We start from the raw sequence: 17,113 nt of genomic DNA, 5'->3' as shown, positions 1-17,113 counted from the left end.
GATATTACAGCACATTAAGCTCTATTTTCTGACTATGCTCGCCTGCTTGACGGTTACCAATTTGCGCCACTTCCTTGGTCGCCATTAATTCCGCGAGGGTAATTCCATCCAGAAACTGTGCGATACGATCACTGAGGCCCTCCCAGAGCGAATGGGTCAAGCACTGTTCACCATTGTGACAGTTGCCTTTGCCTTGGCATTTGGTCGCGTCTATTGACTCGTCTACAGCATCAATGACTGCACCTACAGAAATTGAATCGGCATCGCGACCCAAGCGGTAGCCACCGCCCGGCCCCCGCACGCTCAGTACCAGCCCGCGTTTACGCAAACGAGCAAAGAGTTGCTCGAGATAAGACAAAGAAATACCTTGGCGCTCTGAGATATCAGCCAGGGGTACAGGTGCTTGCTTTGCAAACATCGCAACGTCGAGCATCGCTGTCACAGCATAGCGACCTTTTGAAGTCAGACGCATCAATCTCCCCCTTTAATAGCTCAGTATGATCTTTCTCCTAATTAGTGTACTTTTCCGACTAAATTAGTCAAGTATTCTACGAGTCCGAATTTTTCGTCTGTTTATCCACTGAAGCAAGAATGCCGCGTAAAATATTAAGCTCATTTTCTTCTGGTCGCGCGCGATTAAATAAGCGTCGCAACTTGGTCATCACCTGCCCTGGATGTTGGCGAATAATGAAGCCCGTATCTGTCAACGTCGACTCTAAATGTTGGTAAAACTGCTCTAGTGCCTCAACGCGAGGGTACGCTTGAGTGACTTCGGGCGTTTCGTCCTGTTCAAGGAACTGCATGCGCACTTCGTAGCAGACGGTTTGAACGGCCATCGCCAAGTTCAGCGAACCATAGTCAGGGTTGGTCGGAATATGTAAATGAAAATGACTCTGCTGTAACTCTTCGTTCGTTAGACCACTGTTTTCGCGACCAAATACAATGGCAACAGGATATTTTGGCGCTTCACTTAACACTTGCCCTGCCGCTTGACGTGGGCCAAGCAAAGGCCAGTCGAGCGTGCGATTACGTGCGCTTGTCGCAAGCACTAATCCACAGTCATCTATCGCTTGGTCAAGTCGTTCAACAATACGTGCGTTAGCTAGAATATCGGTGGCGCCAGCAGCGAGCGCCGATGCATGGCTGTCCGGCTCCGAAACCGGGTCGACTAATACTAGATCGCTAAAACCCATGGTTTTCATCGCCCGCGCGACGGAACCAATGTTGCCGGTATGTGAGGTATTCACCAGTACAATTCGAACGTTATCGAGCATGACAGTGCCTTTATCTAAGTTTACCCAGTGTAGAAAAGTTGCGCATTCTACCTCAACACTGGTAATATGCGCGACCTTAAAATTCGTTCTTTCACAGCACAGGTAATTTGAAAATGCATCCGATGTTAAACATTGCGGTGCGCGCAGCGCGTGCAGCCGGTAAAATTTTGCTTAAAGAGTTCGATCAGGGTCAACCTATCGATGCTACCGCCAAAGGCCCTAATGATTGGGTATCTGAAATGGATCAGGCGGCAGAGCAAGCGATCATCAATACCATTAAAAAAGCGTATCCTGAACACGGTATTATCGCTGAAGAAAGCGGCACGCAAACAGGAAAAGATAACGACTTTCAGTGGGTTATCGATCCGTTGGATGGCACAACAAATTACTTGCGCGGTGTTCCACACTTCTGTATCTCTATTGCTGTTGTTCACAAAGGCACGGTGCAACAAGGCGTCGTTTACGACCCTGTACGCGAAGAACTATTCACCGCATCACGTGGCGCGGGCGCTCAGCTCAACGGACGTCGTCTCCGTCTGTCGCCATTGACCGAACTCAATGGTGCGTTACTCGCAACTGGTTTCCCTTTTAAAGCGAAACACCGCTACGATGAATATCAAGCGATGTTTGGTCGCTTATTCGAGCGTTGTGCAGATATGCGTCGCGCCGGTGCAGCAGCCCTTGACCTCGCCTATGTTGCAGCGGGTCGTTACGATGGCTTCTTCGAGTTGGGCTTGAAGCCTTGGGATTTGATGGCCGGCGATCTTCTTGTGCGAGAAGCAGGCGGCATCGTGACCGATTTTGACGGCGGTCACAATTATGTTCAAAGCGGCCATATCGTGGCCGGCGCGCCTAAGGTGCTCAAGCAGATGCTCGCACAATTGCGTAAGAAGCCAGAAAGCAACGACTAAACGCGATGATAAGAACGACAAAGGCCGGCAAATTTGCCGGCCTTTTTGTTTTAGCGGAGCTCGATTTCTTCTAAGTCGATATCGAATGAAGAATCGATATCAGTCAGCTCTTCGCGTAGACGATACTTTTCTTTGAGTTGTTCTATCTCACGCCATTTACGCTTCGTTGTGCGTCCTTTCGATGATTTCTCACTTACTTTTTGAAGCTCTTCTGAATGGTCCATGACTACCTCTCAGTATCATTATAATTATGGATTAGCGCACAAAACAAACTGTTCAACAATTTGTTCACATATGATTAATTACCACACTCCGAGCGAGAATAAAAGGAATTTGTTTCAAAAATGTTAACCGGTGATGAAGCTTGCGTGACATGGATCATGATATAGCCATTTGTAATCAAGGAGTTATGCAAAGTTGCTTGAGCTTAAGCTAAATTTAAGCTTTTCCGCATAGGCTTTAGTAAACAAATGAAAGAGTCTGAGATTATGAATACTTCCACACACTATTCTGCACTTGCTCAACTGATGCATTGGCTGACCGTGATTGCCTTGTCGATTATGTTAACGCTTGGATTTATGATGCTATTTGCCGACGAGCGCGCTTTTAAACACGCAGTTGAGGGCATTCATGTCACCACAGGTTTCTACTTAGGTCTATTTTTGTTGATACGAATCGGTTTTAGAACGATTGCGGGATTCCGTCAGCCCGACGCTGATGAGCAGGCCACCTTTAAGTTTGCCAAGTGGCTACAAAGTTTAATGTTACTGACTTTGTTGGTGGTATTAATCACCGGTCCGCTTTATCTATTTACCGAGGGTGAATCTATCGCACTGACATCGCAGACGACTTGGCTTATCGACCTGTCGAGTTGGTCAGTGCTTCACGAACCGGCCGAAGAGATACATAAGTTACTCGCCACTTATGTCCTACCTGGCTTAATTACGCTTCATATGTTGGCAGCCATCAAGCAGTTCCACCGTCAGGCTAAGCACCGTTAACACCTGGCGCCCATTGAATCGGTGCGCGCCCATGAGCCGTTAAATAGTCATTGGCTTGTACGAAGTGGCGCGCCTCGAAAAAACCGCGATGTGCGGATAACGGTGATGGGTGAGGCGCTTTTAAAATGCAATGCTTATCGTTTGGAATAAGCGCTGCTTTTTTCTGTGCATGAGCCCCCCACAACATAAAGACAATGTTTTCGTACTCGTTAGCTAAGCGCTCGATCACCGTGTCTGTGAAGGTTTCCCAACCCCAGTTGGCATGACTATGTGCCTGACCCTGTGCCACGGTAAGTACCGTGTTAAGTAGCAGCACACCTTGTTGCGCCCAAGCCGTTAAATCACCATGAGTCGGTGCTTGTGCTTCGGGGTAATCTTGCATAATTGCCTTGAGAATATTCCGCAATGAGGGTGGCAATTTAACGCCCTCAGGTACCGAAAAGCTCAAGCCATGCGCTTGTCCCGGCCCATGGTAAGGGTCTTGCCCCAAAATAACGACTTTAACCTGCTCAGGCGCAGTCAGTTTAAGCGCGTTAAACACCTCCGATTCGGGTGGAAAGATGACCTCGGTTTCTCGCGCTTGTTCGACCCGTTGCATGAGTTGTACGAAGTAGTCCTTTTGCTTTTCCTCGGCGAGCAGTGGCTGCCATGCTTTTGCCATGATACGACCTTACTTGATGATTAACTTTGCCCTATAATGCCACTCAATAGCTGGGTTTTAAAAGGTACATCGTTTTTGCGAGTCATTCATTTTGTTACGGGTGGTTTTTCCGGCGGCGCTACACAGGTCGCTCTATCCTTGGTGCGTGCGACGCAACACGAGCCCGACGTAGAGAGCATTTTAGTGCTTCGAAAGAAAAGTCACATGCCGAAACAGCGGGTCGAAGCACTCAGGCAGGAAGGCATACGCGTGTATGTCGTTAATAACTGGCTACACCTCACAACCGTCGTTGCGCTCGTACGCCTGTGTCACCAGTTAAAACCTGATGTTTTTGTTGCCCATGGTTTTAGCGAACATTTATGGGGCCGTCTGGCCGCTTACTTGGCGGGTGTGCCACATATTATTCAAGTGGAACACAACACTCGAGAGCGTTACACCCGATTTCGCTATTGGCTGTCGCGCAAATTGAATACTGTCACGGATGCCATTGTTGGCTGTTCGGAAGGTGTCCGCCAAGTACTCCTTAAGCGAGGTTATGACGCTGACAAATGCACAGCGATTAGCAATGGCATTAAGCCCGATGCATTTTCAGAGTTACCCAAACCTGCCTCGGAACGCGCGGGTGACGTTATCATGGTGGCGCGCATCGCCAAACAGAAGGATCACCGCACGCTAATCGCCTCAATCGGTATTTTGCAACAGCGCGGGGTCAGGGTTAAGCTACAACTGATTGGTAAGGGTAAAGCGCGTGTTGTTGAGCCATTAAAGCAACAGGTGCAAGCGTTAGGGCTGGACGCTCAGATCGAGTTTGCGGGCTATCGTTCGGATGTACCTGAATTGCTTAAAAACACGCGTATTTTTGTCCAGTGTACCCATTATGAAGGTATGCCGTTGACCTTGATAGAGGCTATGGCAGCGGGTTGCGCGGTGATAGGCAGTCAAGTACCTGGCGTACAAGAAGTCATCGCTGAGGAGTGCAATGGCCTGACTCATCGTCACCAAGACGCCGAGCACTTGGCGGATCAAATTGAACGACTACTAAGCGATGATGCGTTCTGTAACCAACTCGGTGCAAAGGCACGTCAAGATGCATTATCACAGTATACCCAAGCACATATGAGCCAGCATTATCTGGCGCTGTTTAAGCGTTTACAGCAAGGATCGAGCCGCTGATGAATTACAAAGTTTTCCTCATTAACTTAGATCGCTCCACTGAGCGTTTAGAAAAAGCGGCGCAGCAATTGAATCGGCTGAATGTGCCTTTTGAGCGTATTGCCGCGGTTGATGGCTCTCAACTCACTAAGGCAGAGATTGATACAGCCTTTGACATTGAGCAAGCCGAGCGCCGTACGGCTTATAATCTGACCATTGGTGAAATGGGTTGTTATCTCAGTCATGTTAATTGTTGGCGACGCATCATCGCTGAAGCGCTTGATTTCGCCATTGTGTTAGAGGACGACTTGGTACTCGACGACGACTTTCCCAAGGCGATCGCTGAGATCGAACAGTTAACCCAAACACAGGCTTGGGATTACATTAAATTAGCTAATCCGTTTAAAAAGCGCCCGTATCAAACACGTCTCTTGATTAACAACTTTACGCTGGTGGACTACCCTAAAGCACCTACAGGTACAGTCGCACAGGCTGTCAGTTTAAAAGGGGCACATGCCTTACTGGCTCATCGCCCACCGTTTTTCCGTGCTATCGATGTGGATCTGCAGTGGGAATGGGAGCTTGGTATCCAAGTGCAGGGATTGGTACCCTACGTTGCCAATGTCAGTGATGCGGAAAGCGAAATTCAGCAAATGGCACAACGCAAAGACCTGAAGCAGCGCCGTTGGACAAAGCTAAAGGAATCTATCAAATTTAAATTAAAAAAAGCGAGCCACCGATGACAACGATAGTTACCGTGATACCGACCTTAACAGGCGGTGGCGCCGAAAAAGTCTGTCTACGCTTACATGAACAGTTTCTCAAGCGTGGAATCGATCACCATATTGTTGTGTTGTGCACTAAGGGCGTTTACGACATCGAAAAGCTCAACAACATTCATATGCTGCCATTTGAGAACACCAAGAATATCGATTTACTGGGTAAATCAAAGCAAATGGTTGCGTCCCTTGAGCGCTGCTTAAAAACAATCGAGGGAGACAGCGACACCCGCATTGACGCGTTGTTTGCCCATTTAGATGAAGCGCATTGGGTGGTGCGTCGCTTACCGCGTGATATTCCCAAGCGCTATGTGGTGCATACCTCGCTCGAGGGTGAGATGACTACCGCACGCCGTATGAGTTGGTTAAAACACTGGCGACTAAAGCGCAAAAAGTTGTCACTCAAAGATCAACACGTTATCGCGGTATCTGATGAATTGGCACGGGAATATTCGGCTGCTCATGATTGGTTACCACTCGGTACAGTCGAATCGATCCACAATCCGATTGACTGGGAAGATATCCAGCAACAAGCTGCGCAGAGTAATGATGCGATTCCTGATACGCCCTATGTTATTCATATCGGTCGTTGCGCAAAGGCAAAACGCCATGATGTACTATTAGCTGCGTTTAAGCAGGTTCGCCAACACCGTCCCGACGTTAAATTAGTGCTGTTAACTCGCAAAGATAAAAAGCTTAAGCGCTTACTCGATCGGTTTGATGCACACGACGATGTGATTGTGCCCGGATTTCAAAACAATCCGTTCCCATGGATTAAACAAGCGCAATGTTTGGCGTTAAGCTCAGATTTTGAGGGTCTACCTAACGTACTTGTCGAGTCTGTTGTATGTGGCACACCGTTTGTTTCGACACGGTGTCAGTGTGGTCCGACAGAAATCGCTGAGGGTATTTTGGAAGATTGGCTGGTACCGATGAATGACCCGAATGCGTTGGCTGAACGTTTGGTGGCTATGCTAAACGAACCAGTGACCATTGACTATGATCAGTGGGCATTGCGCGATAAAGTGACGCCAGAGTACGCGGTAAACCGGTACTTAGAGAGTATCCAATAAGGCACGTTGAAGTATGAAAAAGCCGGCGCTGAGGCCGGCTCCGATGTGATCAGATAGCTTTAATCGGCTGACTTGTGTTTTTCAAACCAATATAAGATATAAGCAACTTTGCTCATCAAGTTACTGGGGCGTGCATAAATGCTGTGACCCGAGTTTTGAATCCGCACCATCGCTGTTTCTACACCCGCTAATTTCAACGCTTGATAGTACTGCTCTGTTTCAGACATCGGTGTGCGATAGTCTTGCTCACCGGTCAATAACATAGTGGGCGTTGTGACGTTACCGACGTAGCTGATAGGCGAATGTTTCATATAATGTTCGAGGTTTTCCCACGGTAAACCTGGGAACCAATACTGATAGAAGTAATTATACATGTCGGCCGTTAATACGAAGCTGTACCAGTTAATAACCGGCTTCGCGACTACTGCCGCACGGAAGCGATCGGTATGACCAACAATCCAAGCGGTCAATACGCCGCCGCCACTGCCGCCGGTGACATACAACTGGTCTTCATCGATAAAGCCTTTATCGATAACGGCATCCACACCATCCATCAAGTCATCATAGTCATGGCTTGGATAATTCTGGTGAATTTCATTGGCAAAATCATCACCGTAACTCGTTGAACCCCGAGGGTTGGTGTAGAGCACCACATAGCCTGCCGCTGCGTACAGCTGTACTTCAGCCGAAAAGCGTGGACCGTAGTTAGTGTGAGGGCCGCCATGTATTTCTAGAATTAACGGATAGTCTTTATCTTTATCAAAGTTGGGTGGGTAGGCGATCCAGCCTTGCAAATCTCGGTCATCCACTGACGACTTATAAGTGATCTCCTCAACCTGAGCGAGCTGCTTATGACCGAGCGCATCTTCGTTAAGTTGCGTGACCTGTTGGCTATCGCCGTCATCCCACCATGCTAGATCAGCAGGGCGCAGTGGGTTTGATAAGGTATATAGCACTTGATCATCGCCGGCCACTGAAAAGTCACCGCCACCGTATGGACGACCATAGGATAAACCGCCGACGCGATCGGTTAACTGCTCGTAATCACCGTCAAGATCGGTACGAGCTAATTGGCCAACGCCCTTATCATCGTATGTAAAGTAGATACCCTCGCCGTCGGTATCCCATGCAAAGCCTTTCACACTGCGATCTAAGTTCGAGGTCAATACACGTGATTGGGTACCGTCCACGGACATCACGTAAAGGCGTGAGATCTGTGAGCTCATACCGTTGTCGTCATTCCCGGTAAACGCGAGCCAGTCGCCGTTAGGCGAGCGTTTAGGCGCACCGTCAGGGCCGTTGCGGTCAGTCAAAGTACGCACTTCGCCCGTGTCGACTTGAACCGCATAAATTTCACTGTTCATCGGTTGGCGGAACGCATCACTACGACGGTTTGCCGAGAAGTAAATTTGTTTTCCGTCCGCAGACCACTCAAGCGCACCACCGTTATTGTATTCGTCGTCGGTGATTTGACGCGCTGTGCCACCTTCGGCACTGAGTACGTAAATTTGTTGATAACCATCGCTAACGTAACCGCCGCCATCATAGCGGTAGTTGTCTTTGTCAACGAACTGAGGTGGCGCAGTCCAGTCAGCGCCTTCCGGCTTACCTGGCAACGACACAGGGGCTGCCGATTTAACCGGCGTAAACTGGCTAAACGCAATATATTCACCGTTGGGCGACCAACTCAACGAGCTCGGTGTTTGGGTCAATTCACTAATAACCGCATGCTTGCCGGTATCGGTCCAATAAACTGCAATTTGTGGGCTACCCGAAGCATCCGAGATAAAAGCGAGCCGTTTACCGTCGGGTGACCAGACAGGACTCCACTCATGAGCCGAATCACCGGTAAGCGGTCGAATATCACCGTTCGGTTTGACCGTCCATAAACGCCCTGTCTTTTGGTCGTGTTTAATGTCCATCGATTGACGTACAAATACGCCGTAATCACCGCTTGGATGCAAGGTAGGTGACGCGGCATATTCTAGGTCAAATACATTCTCTAACTGCAACGTGCGGTCCGTCTGAGCGACGGCACTGGTCGATAACGTCACCGCTATCGCACCCATTAGCCACTTTTTCATTCTCGTTCTCTCCGTGTTGCCTGCAAATAAAAAAACCGCCTCATAAGAGACGGTTTTATCGTTAGCGACTCAAACATGCAAGCTAAATAAGCATGTTTATTGTACGGTCTGTCGCAGTCATTAGAATGCGTATGAGAAACTTACTGACGCATAATCGCGGTCAGTCGTTGCATCAAAGTCACCGCCTGAGTATTGGGTATAGCCTAACGTCACTTTGTAGGTAGACAGGTAATCAGCCGTTAAGTTAACGCCCACTGATTTACGGTCTTCGATAAAGTTGCTGTTAGGTGAGTAGCCATCGACGTCGTGGTTAAACTGCAACACCGGTGTTAAGCTCCAGCCATTCCAAACGCTGAGGTATTCCCATTGTAGACGCGTCCGGTAACCCCAAGAGTTCTCAGTGACGAAACCTTCACAGTTACCTGCAGCCGCTGGACCTACTTCGCTCGGTAATAAACACTTCCCGAACAGCGGTAAACGACCGTAGCGTTGCTCTTCTAGGCCAGGCAAATCGTGTACTTTGTTCATCGCCACTTCGCCCACGAAGGTCATACGGTCAGCGCCCATGAAGCGGTCGAAGAAACGAACGAAACTCGCTTGCGCCTGACTCACGTCTAAACGGTCATAACCGTGAGCTAAACCACCCAGCTCGGTGCTTTGTACACGGTCACCGAAGGTGCTCGGTACATTAGGACGCAATCCTGCCGTTAAGATTTCTGTGGTGTTAATTTGTACAGGCATGTCTTTACGATAGCTATACTCACCACCGATTGACCAAAGACCGAGGTTGGTGCTGAAGCTTGCGCCATACAATTCTGTGTCTTCAGGATATTCGATAACTAAACGAGGACCGTCGATAGGATAACCGTTCGGTGTTGCATAGGTGTAGTTCGGATTCTGGCGATCCGCGGCATCCATAAATTGCTCAGGATCAACAGTCCAGTTATACGCTGAAATAATTGGCGTATTATTATGCAAGTTCATGAAATACAAACCGAACTCGGTATCGAGGTCGATTGAGTAGTAACGCAGGTTCATACCCCACTGACCACTGTCAGACGCTTCAAGACGCGGATTGCTACCAATGTACGCACCCGCTTCTACCGATTCGCGGTCACTTAAGTAACTGTCTGGGTCACCCGGGACTAATTGTGGGTTAAGCGTCACCTTACCGCAGCCTGGGCCGCCGATAATATCTACGCTTGAGAAGAATGTGCCACAACCATCAAGTTTGGTGTTGTCCCACTCGTATTGATAGAACGCTGCGAGACTCAAACTGTCGGTGAGGCCTACGTTAAGACTGACCATACCCACAGGTAATAGCGCTTCTTTAATTTCGGCACCCGGACGGCGTGCTGCGTTAACGTCAAGCGGGTTGATATCGTTGATACCGTTAAAGACAAAAGTACTTTCACCCCAGCTCAATACTTGGCGACCCACGCGTAAACTGGTTGGCATATCGCCAATATCAAAGTTTGCGAAAACGAACGCATCGAGTAACTCAATACCACTCCCTTGCGAGTAGTCATCAAACACATCATCGTTCAGTTTGGTGTTGGGATAGTAATTATTGCCTGGGTGACCATGCGGCATGTTTTCGTCAGAAATCACGAAATCATACCAATAGTTAAAACGAATAAACGCACCGTAGTCGCCGCCGTCGATACTTAAATCGTGTACGCCTTTGAATACAGAACTAACCAAGTCACCTTTATCGAAGTTAAGGTTACCGTCATCGCCTACACTTGACCCGGCCATGCCGCCTTCGCGGTTACCTGGGTGGATCAAACGCAGCGATGGATCTTCCATGCGCCATGCAGCACCGTAAGAAAGAATCGAGGTAAAGCTAACGTCGAAATCGCCAACTTCAAAGTCCGCGGCTTGCGCAGGCAAAGCAAATGCCAGCGCGATGGCTGACGCGAGAGGTAATTTTTTTAACATAGTTGTTCTTCTTTTCATTGTGATCCACCTAATGTTTTTGACTTTTACGGCGGTGATGATTGAATCATGTCCGATGAGTTAAAAATATGCAAGTACATCAGGTCGAAAAGTATCGAAATTGACACGGTCGATTGTTAAAAAGCGGTAATCGACCGTGTCATTAGAGGCGAGAATAGCTACAGTTTTTCGTTTAACTCAGGTAAGACTTCAAATAAATCAGCGACCAAACCGTAATCTGCCACTTGGAAGATAGGCGCTTCTTCATCTTTGTTGATAGCTACAATCACTTTTGAGTCTTTCATACCTGCTAAGTGCTGGATTGCACCACTAATACCGACAGCGATATACAATTGTGGCGCGACGATTTTACCGGTCTGACCCACCTGCATATCGTTCGGGACGAAGCCAGCGTCTACAGCGGCGCGCGATGCACCGACAGCTGCACCTAGTTTGTCAGCGATATCTTCGATTAACTTAAAGTTTTCGCCATTTTGCATACCACGACCACCCGAAATAACGATTTCGGCAGCGGTTAACTCGGGGCGCTCTGATTCGGCTAACTGTTCGCCGACAAATTCAGACTTGTCATTATCAAATACCGCATCAATCGCTTCAACTGAACCAGAACCGCCCTCACTTGCCACCGCATCAAACGCAGTCGCACGCACAGTGATGACCTTAATGGCATCTTCGGCTTGCACGGTCGCAATCGCGTTACCTGCATAGATCGGACGCTTAAAGGTGTCGGCTGACTCAACCGCAATAATGTCAGAGATTTGTGCGACGTCGAGTAATGCGGCAACACGCGGCATAAAGTTCTTGCCCGTTGTCGTTGCCGGTGCAAGCACGTGACTGTAGTCTTTACCCAAATCGGCGACTAACTTGCTTACATTTTCTGCGAGCTGATGTTCATACACGGCATTGTCGGCCAACACTACTTTGTTGACGCCTTCAGCTTTTGCGAGCTCATCAGCGACCGTTGCGCAGTCTTTACCTGCGACTAATACATCAATATCACCGCCAATGGCTTTCGCCGCCGCCAAGGTTTTCAGCGTGGCAGGATTTACGGCGTTATTGTCGTGTTCTGCAACCACTAAAATGCTCATAGGACTTTGGCCTCATTCTTCAGTTTATCGACAAGCTCATCTACGTCTGCCACTTTAACGCCCGCACTGCGTTCTGCTGGCGATTCAACCTTGAGTAGCTTCACAGTACGTTTCACCGAAACGCCCAAGTCGTCGGTTGAAACAGTTTCAAGCGGCTTACGCTTTGCCTTCATGATGTTAGGTAACGAGGCGTAGCGCGGTTCGTTCAAGCGTAAGTCCGTCGTTACGACCGCAGGCAACGCGAGTTTTACGGTTTGCAAACCGCCATCCACTTCACGCGTTACTGAGACATGACCGTCGGCCACTTCTACTTTCGATGCGAAGGTCCCTTGAGGCATATCGGTTAGTGCCGCTAACATTTGTCCGGTTTGGTTATTGTCTGAGTCAATCGACTGCTTACCTAAAATAACCATGTCCGGCTCTTCACGCTCAACAACACCTTTGAGGATTTTAGCGGCTGAAAGCGAATCCGGCATATCGTCGGTTTCAACTTGAATAGCGCGGTCAGCACCTAACGCCAGCGCGGTACGCAATTGCTCTTGCACTGCTTTAGGCCCAATAGATACCACCACAACCTCATCCGCCGTGCCTGCTTCTTTTAAGCGAACAGCTTCTTCGACTGCGATCTCACAGAACGGGTTAAGCGCCATTTTGACGTTAGCCAAATCGACGTCTGACTGATCTGGCTTCACGCGTACTTTGACGTTGTAGTCAATGACGCGCTTCACCGCGACAAGTATTTTCATGTCACTTTCCTTTTGTTGGAACTGATCTAAGTTACCTGGATTTAAAATTTGTTAACTTCGCTATTATCCTAGACTGGAGGCTATCTCACAAGTTATGAGACAATAACAGAAATTTGTTGTAATCAGGAGTTTACACAGTGATACAGCCTTCACGCAAACCTGTAGGTTGGGAAAGACGCTATCGTGAGCTTATCGAACTTGCCAAAACGATGCCAGCCTTACCTGAACACTATCGGGACAAAGCCCATGAAGTTGCGGGCTGTGAAGCAACAGTCTGGCTCTATTTGGATTGCCAAGACAAGCAGCGTATTACCGTGCGCTTTGATAGTGTCTCACGCATTGTTAAGGGGTTATTAGCATTGATTCAAGCGGAGCTCGACGGCCGTAGCGCAGCGGATATTGCACAATTCGATATTGATGAATTATTCGCCAGCTACGGCCTTACGCAACAACTGACGCCGTCTCGGACCAATGGTTTATACAACGTGAGTAAAGTACTTAAACAGCGCGTCGCTCAATGCGCTTGAGCAAGGTCGATACAGCAAACATTGCGAAGCTGCAGGTCACTACCATGGCTGCGCCAAAGCCAGAACTGCAGTTCATTTGCATAGTGCCACTGCCGGGCTTCTGTAACGTCACTTCACCCTCATGCTCGCCCGCGACCCACGGATAACGCAGCTGTTCCTCGGAATAAATGCAGTCGACGCCCCATTTGCGCTTGGGGTTTTTAGAGAAGTTATAGTCACGGCGCAATTTCGATCGTACTTTAGCCAATAGAGGGTCTTGTTTTGCTTTTGCCAGATCCGCCACCCGAATTTGGGTTGGATCTATTTGTCCTCCCGCACCGCCACAGACCACCAATGGCAATTTATTACGCTTGCAGTGCGCCACTAACGCCGCCTTGGTGTTAACGCTATCAATAGCATCCAATACCGCGGTGACGCCGCTTAAGTGAGTCGCAAAATTTTCTTCTAATAAAAAATCGTCAACAATATTGACCTTGCATGCAGGGTTTATCGCGCGTATCCGTGCGGCCAATACTTCGGTCTTAAGTTGTCCTATCGTGTTGAAATCGGCGGGAAGTTGACGGTTAATATTGGTCACACAAACATCATCAAGATCGATCAATGTCAGCTCACCGATACCGCTGCGTGCGAGCGCTTCAACAGCCCACGAGCCGACGCCACCGAGTCCGGCAATAGCAATGTGTTGGTTACGAAATGTCTTCAGTGCTTTGCGTCCGTAGACGCGTTCAACGCCACCTTGGGCTTGGTCATTCGGTGCGGGTTGCTTGCTCGCTGACGTCATAAAGTATCAGTCCTACCTGAAATATCTCGCCACGCGTATCATGCAGTGGCATAAGGGTAATATTCTGTTGCATCCACTGCTGCTGACCGCTCAGCGGGCGACTGTGTCGGAACCGAAACACATAGGGACGCTGTTCCCAAGTAATGAACACCCGGGCATCGAGGTTCCAAACGCGCTCTACTTTCTGGCGAAACCAATGCTCATCGATCTCAGGGCAACATTCAAATAGGATTTTATCACGAACTTGACTGGGGCGCAGACCGCTGTGGTTGGTCATAAACTCATTCCACATTTGTACGCGATAATCACGATCAAGCACTACGATACCGATATCAATAGCACCTAGCAGGCTTAGTTTAGCGTGTAACTCATCCATTTCACTCATGGCTGCCTCCTTATTCCGCGTACCAGTGGGCGACCTGTTGGTCTAAACGTTGCACCGCATCTTCCGGTAGCAAAATAAGTAAATCGAAACCAATGCGATGTTTGGGGAGCTGATAACCAATTTCTATCGCCAACACCTTTTGCCAACGCTGTTGTGGCTGACTCAGCAAATCCGCTAGGGATTTATGCTGTCCTAGCAACACCGGTTGCGACGCGGTAAATTCGACATGCAGCTGATGACCTAAGCCGTTGAGACACGCAGAGGTAATAATCGACGCAATATCCATCAGTGCTTCAATGCGTTGCTGCTGTTCAGTACCCGAAAGCTGTTCGCCCAGTAACTGGCGCACGTCCTCAACTGAGGTGTCGGTTAGTAGCGTGAGCGCCTCACCTAGAATACCCGAGCCGGCAAATCCTTGGCTGACCGCGGATACACGTTCCGCTTGGTCTATGGATTGCAACGCCATATGCAATTCAGATGGCGCTATCCAATTAACATTGGGCACCGGCAGTTCAATAAATTGATTTAATACGCGAGCAATATGGTCACCTGCCTGACCCATGGCGACATTCGCTACTTCGCGATATACGTCCAGTGCGCTGGCTGCCACTTCGACTTCGCTGGCCTCTTGTAAGTGGCCGCTGCCGGGCTGATAAAGTCCAAACTGCTGAAGATGCTGAGCTATCTCAGCCTGTTTGAATGGCTTTTTTACGAACGCGAGTGCGCCGAGTTTTATCACGCGTTGATAGGCTTCGGGTTGAATATCGCCTGAAATCACGATGACAACGCAGTCGCGTTCATGTTGGGCTAGATGCTCGAGCACCTCATAGCCGTCCATCACCGGCATATTAAGATCGAGCAGTAGCAATTGCGCTTCACCATTCTCGATCCGCTGCAGTGCTTGTTCGCCATGTTCTGCTTGATATACCGTTGCATCCCAATCCTTGGGCAAACTTTTTATCAGCTGTTTGCGCGCCATCCGTGAGTCATCACACAGAGTCACCTTCAACGTCATTTGTTTAGCCTTTGGTTATTAGACTGCAAATGGATATTTTATCGGCGGGTGATGCTGATACCCCTCAATCGAGAAGTCATCTTTGGTCACCCAAGTTTCAACATCCTGCAGCGTTTTAATATCGGGGTTTATGTGCAATTGTGGCGATGGATACGGTTCCCGCTTTAGTTGCACATCGCGCATCAGCTCAAGTTGATTTTCATAAATGTGCGCGTTGACGATTTTGTGAAACACTTTACCGGGTTTATGCCCCGTAATGCGCGCCATCAGCGCCAGCAAAACAAAGCATTGAATCTGATTAAAATTAAGTCCCAAAGGAACGTCGCAACTGCGTTGATAAGAGGTTAAGTAAAGCTTACCCCCGAGCAGCGAAAAGGTATGCGTATGCATGCACGGTCGCAAGCAACCCATCTCCAATTCACCAGGGTTATAGAAAGTGACAATCTCACCCCTATCATCAACGCCTTGTGTTAAATCATCGACTACCTTTTGCAATTGGTCAAACTGGCTACCGTCGGGACGCTGCCAAGCGCGTCCTTGCACACCATAGACTCGTCCCATATGGTCTGTGCCTTGGCGATGCGGGTTAGCAAGCCAGCTCGGGTTTTCATTGGCGTTAGCATTCCATGTATTACAGCCGATATCACGAAATTGTGCGGCGCTGTCATAGCCGCGCAAATACCCTAATAGCTCAGCGATAGCCGCTTTATAGTAGCTTTTACGTGTTGTGATAATGGGGAATTGATTATGTTCAACATCGTACTCTAGATCAGCATTAATGACGGTCAAACAGTTGATACCTGTGCGCTCATTATGAACCCACTCACCCTCATCGATGATGCGTTGGCACAGTTGAAGATATTGTTTCATTATCGGCCTATGTTTTGCTGCTATTTTTGTGCGCGTAAATAAGTAACCCCACACCCAAGACGATCATCGGAATCGTAAGCCATTGTCCCATGGACATACCGAGCGAGAGCAAGCCTAGGTGCGCATCGGGTTCGCGGAAAAACTCAACGGTGAAGCGCGCCACGCCATACCCTAGTAAGAATAAGCCACTGACAGCGCCGGTTCCACGCGGCTTGCGCTGAAACCACCACAATAATGCGAACAATAATAATCCTTCTAAAACCGCTTCGTAAAGCTGTGATGGATGCCGCGGCACGGGCCCACCCGATGGAAAAATCATTGCCCAGGGTACGTCAGTCGCACGCCCCCACAACTCGCCATTAATAAAGTTACCCATACGCCCGAAAAACAAGCCCATGGGTACGAGCGGCGCAATCATATCGCCCACCGCTAAAAACTGACGATGCGTAATACGGGCGTACAAGTACATCGCCGCAATCACCCCGAGCAATCCGCCATGGAACGACATACCGCCTTCCCAAACTCGGAATAAATACAATGGATCCGCGACAAACAGATCGAAGTGATAGAAGATCACATAACCAATACGACCGCCTATCAATACGCCTAGAAAACACCAAAAGATAAGGTCAGAAAACTTATCGCGGGTCCAGTCAGGTGAACGTTCTGCTTGCCGACCGCCCCACCATAACGCAAAAACAAAGCCGAGAAGGTACATTACGCCATACCAATGTATAGCTAGTGGACCAATACTAAATAACACAGGATCGATATTGGGAAACTGCATGTATTCGTTCAGTGGCACTG

General features: G+C 48.8%; 19 protein-coding genes. 6 read left to right on the top strand and 13 right to left on the bottom strand.

Annotated elements, in window-relative coordinates; translation table 11 throughout:
* Positions 1-4: 4 nt before the first annotated feature.
* Together iscR and trmJ are read right to left on the bottom strand one after the other, a co-directional pair.
* Entirely contained in the window at positions 5-472 is a 468-nt protein-coding gene (iscR, locus tag BFR57_RS06270) for a Fe-S cluster assembly transcriptional regulator IscR (protein WP_071463156.1), read from the bottom strand.
* 76 nt (positions 473-548) lie between these two features.
* Positions 549-1,274 carry a tRNA (cytosine(32)/uridine(32)-2'-O)-methyltransferase TrmJ gene (trmJ, locus tag BFR57_RS06265; RefSeq protein ID WP_071463155.1) on the bottom strand — a complete coding sequence of 242 codons (726 nt, stop codon included), beginning with the start codon at positions 1,272-1,274 and terminating at the stop codon, positions 549-551.
* Positions 1,275-1,387: 113 nt separating this feature from the next.
* Here trmJ and suhB point away from each other — a divergent pair, with 113 nt between their 5' ends.
* Positions 1,388-2,185 carry an inositol-1-monophosphatase gene (gene suhB, locus BFR57_RS06260; RefSeq protein ID WP_071463154.1) on the top strand — a complete coding sequence of 266 codons (798 nt, stop codon included), beginning with the start codon at positions 1,388-1,390 and terminating at the stop codon, positions 2,183-2,185.
* Positions 2,186-2,235: 50 nt separating this feature from the next.
* Here suhB and BFR57_RS12720 read toward each other — a convergent pair whose 3' ends face one another.
* The gene (locus BFR57_RS12720) at positions 2,236-2,409 is read right to left on the bottom strand and encodes a DUF3545 family protein (RefSeq protein WP_083405059.1); all 174 of its coding nucleotides are present in this window, start codon (positions 2,407-2,409) and stop codon (positions 2,236-2,238) included.
* A gap of 264 nt (positions 2,410-2,673) precedes the next feature.
* Here BFR57_RS12720 and BFR57_RS06255 point away from each other — a divergent pair, with 264 nt between their 5' ends.
* Positions 2,674-3,186, top strand: coding sequence for a cytochrome b/b6 domain-containing protein (locus BFR57_RS06255; RefSeq protein WP_071463863.1), 513 nt, complete (start codon positions 2,674-2,676; stop codon positions 3,184-3,186).
* On the opposite strand, the gene ung is transcribed toward BFR57_RS06255, so the two are convergent.
* Positions 3,173-3,847 carry a uracil-DNA glycosylase gene (ung, locus tag BFR57_RS06250; RefSeq protein WP_071463153.1) on the bottom strand — a complete coding sequence of 225 codons (675 nt, stop codon included), beginning with the start codon at positions 3,845-3,847 and terminating at the stop codon, positions 3,173-3,175. The genes BFR57_RS06255 and ung overlap by 14 nt on opposite strands.
* 75 nt (positions 3,848-3,922) lie before the next feature.
* Between ung and BFR57_RS06245 the strand changes: the two genes are divergently transcribed.
* The 3 genes from BFR57_RS06245 to BFR57_RS06235 are packed head-to-tail and all read left to right on the top strand — an operon-like array spanning position 3,923 to position 6,851.
* Entirely contained in the window at positions 3,923-5,020 is a 1,098-nt protein-coding gene (locus BFR57_RS06245) for a glycosyltransferase (protein WP_216096898.1), read from the top strand.
* Positions 5,020-5,742, top strand: a complete 723-nt coding sequence (locus BFR57_RS06240; RefSeq protein WP_071463151.1) for a glycosyltransferase family 25 protein — start codon at positions 5,020-5,022, stop codon at positions 5,740-5,742. The genes BFR57_RS06245 and BFR57_RS06240 overlap by 1 nt, the downstream gene beginning before the upstream one ends.
* Positions 5,739-6,851: a glycosyltransferase gene (locus BFR57_RS06235; protein WP_071463150.1), complete on the top strand. Its 1,113-nt coding sequence runs from the start codon at positions 5,739-5,741 to the stop codon at positions 6,849-6,851. The genes BFR57_RS06240 and BFR57_RS06235 overlap by 4 nt, the downstream gene beginning before the upstream one ends.
* A gap of 59 nt (positions 6,852-6,910) precedes the next feature.
* Here BFR57_RS06235 and BFR57_RS06230 read toward each other — a convergent pair whose 3' ends face one another.
* The 4 genes from BFR57_RS06230 to BFR57_RS06215 all read right to left on the bottom strand — a co-directional run bounded on the left by BFR57_RS06230 (position 6,911) and on the right by BFR57_RS06215 (position 12,728).
* On the bottom strand, positions 6,911-8,935 hold the full coding sequence (locus BFR57_RS06230; protein WP_071463149.1) for a S9 family peptidase: 2,025 nt from the start codon (positions 8,933-8,935) through the stop codon (positions 6,911-6,913).
* Positions 8,936-9,055: 120 nt separating this feature from the next.
* Entirely contained in the window at positions 9,056-10,876 is a 1,821-nt protein-coding gene (locus tag BFR57_RS06225) for a DUF1302 domain-containing protein (RefSeq protein ID WP_071463148.1), read from the bottom strand.
* A 176-nt stretch (positions 10,877-11,052) separates the two neighbouring features.
* Positions 11,053-11,982, bottom strand: a complete 930-nt coding sequence (locus tag BFR57_RS06220; protein WP_006957032.1) for an FAD-binding protein — start codon at positions 11,980-11,982, stop codon at positions 11,053-11,055.
* Positions 11,979-12,728: an electron transfer flavoprotein subunit beta/FixA family protein gene (locus tag BFR57_RS06215; RefSeq protein ID WP_071463147.1), complete on the bottom strand. Its 750-nt coding sequence runs from the start codon at positions 12,726-12,728 to the stop codon at positions 11,979-11,981. The genes BFR57_RS06220 and BFR57_RS06215 overlap by 4 nt, the downstream gene beginning before the upstream one ends.
* Positions 12,729-12,865: 137 nt before the next feature.
* On the opposite strand from BFR57_RS06215, the gene BFR57_RS06210 reads away from it, so the two are divergent.
* A complete protein-coding gene (locus tag BFR57_RS06210) occupies positions 12,866-13,255 on the top strand; it encodes a SufE family protein (RefSeq protein WP_083405057.1) in 390 nt (129 codons plus the stop codon).
* Here the strand turns inward: BFR57_RS06210 and tcdA are convergent.
* The 5 genes from tcdA to lgt are packed head-to-tail and all read right to left on the bottom strand — an operon-like array spanning position 13,227 to position 17,111.
* The gene (gene tcdA, locus BFR57_RS06205) at positions 13,227-14,036 is read right to left on the bottom strand and encodes a tRNA cyclic N6-threonylcarbamoyladenosine(37) synthase TcdA (RefSeq protein WP_071463146.1); all 810 of its coding nucleotides are present in this window, start codon (positions 14,034-14,036) and stop codon (positions 13,227-13,229) included. The genes BFR57_RS06210 and tcdA overlap by 29 nt on opposite strands.
* A complete protein-coding gene (locus BFR57_RS06200; RefSeq protein WP_071463145.1) occupies positions 14,002-14,421 on the bottom strand; it encodes a PAS domain-containing protein in 420 nt (139 codons plus the stop codon). The genes tcdA and BFR57_RS06200 overlap by 35 nt, the downstream gene beginning before the upstream one ends.
* 10 nt (positions 14,422-14,431) lie before the next feature.
* The gene (locus tag BFR57_RS06195; RefSeq protein WP_071463144.1) at positions 14,432-15,436 is read right to left on the bottom strand and encodes a response regulator; all 1,005 of its coding nucleotides are present in this window, start codon (positions 15,434-15,436) and stop codon (positions 14,432-14,434) included.
* A gap of 18 nt (positions 15,437-15,454) precedes the next feature.
* The gene (locus tag BFR57_RS06190) at positions 15,455-16,306 is read right to left on the bottom strand and encodes a thymidylate synthase (RefSeq protein WP_071463143.1); all 852 of its coding nucleotides are present in this window, start codon (positions 16,304-16,306) and stop codon (positions 15,455-15,457) included.
* A gap of 7 nt (positions 16,307-16,313) precedes the next feature.
* Positions 16,314-17,111: a prolipoprotein diacylglyceryl transferase gene (gene lgt, locus BFR57_RS06185; protein WP_083405056.1), complete on the bottom strand. Its 798-nt coding sequence runs from the start codon at positions 17,109-17,111 to the stop codon at positions 16,314-16,316.
* Between the last annotated feature and the right edge of the window lie 2 nt (positions 17,112-17,113).

Origin of the sequence: Idiomarina sp. MD25a, assembly GCF_001870515.1 — a bacterium.
GTDB lineage: Bacteria > Pseudomonadota > Gammaproteobacteria > Enterobacterales > Alteromonadaceae > Idiomarina.
The sequence above is the reverse complement of the archived record's forward strand: the minus strand, read 5'-3'. Positions and strand labels throughout refer to the sequence as shown.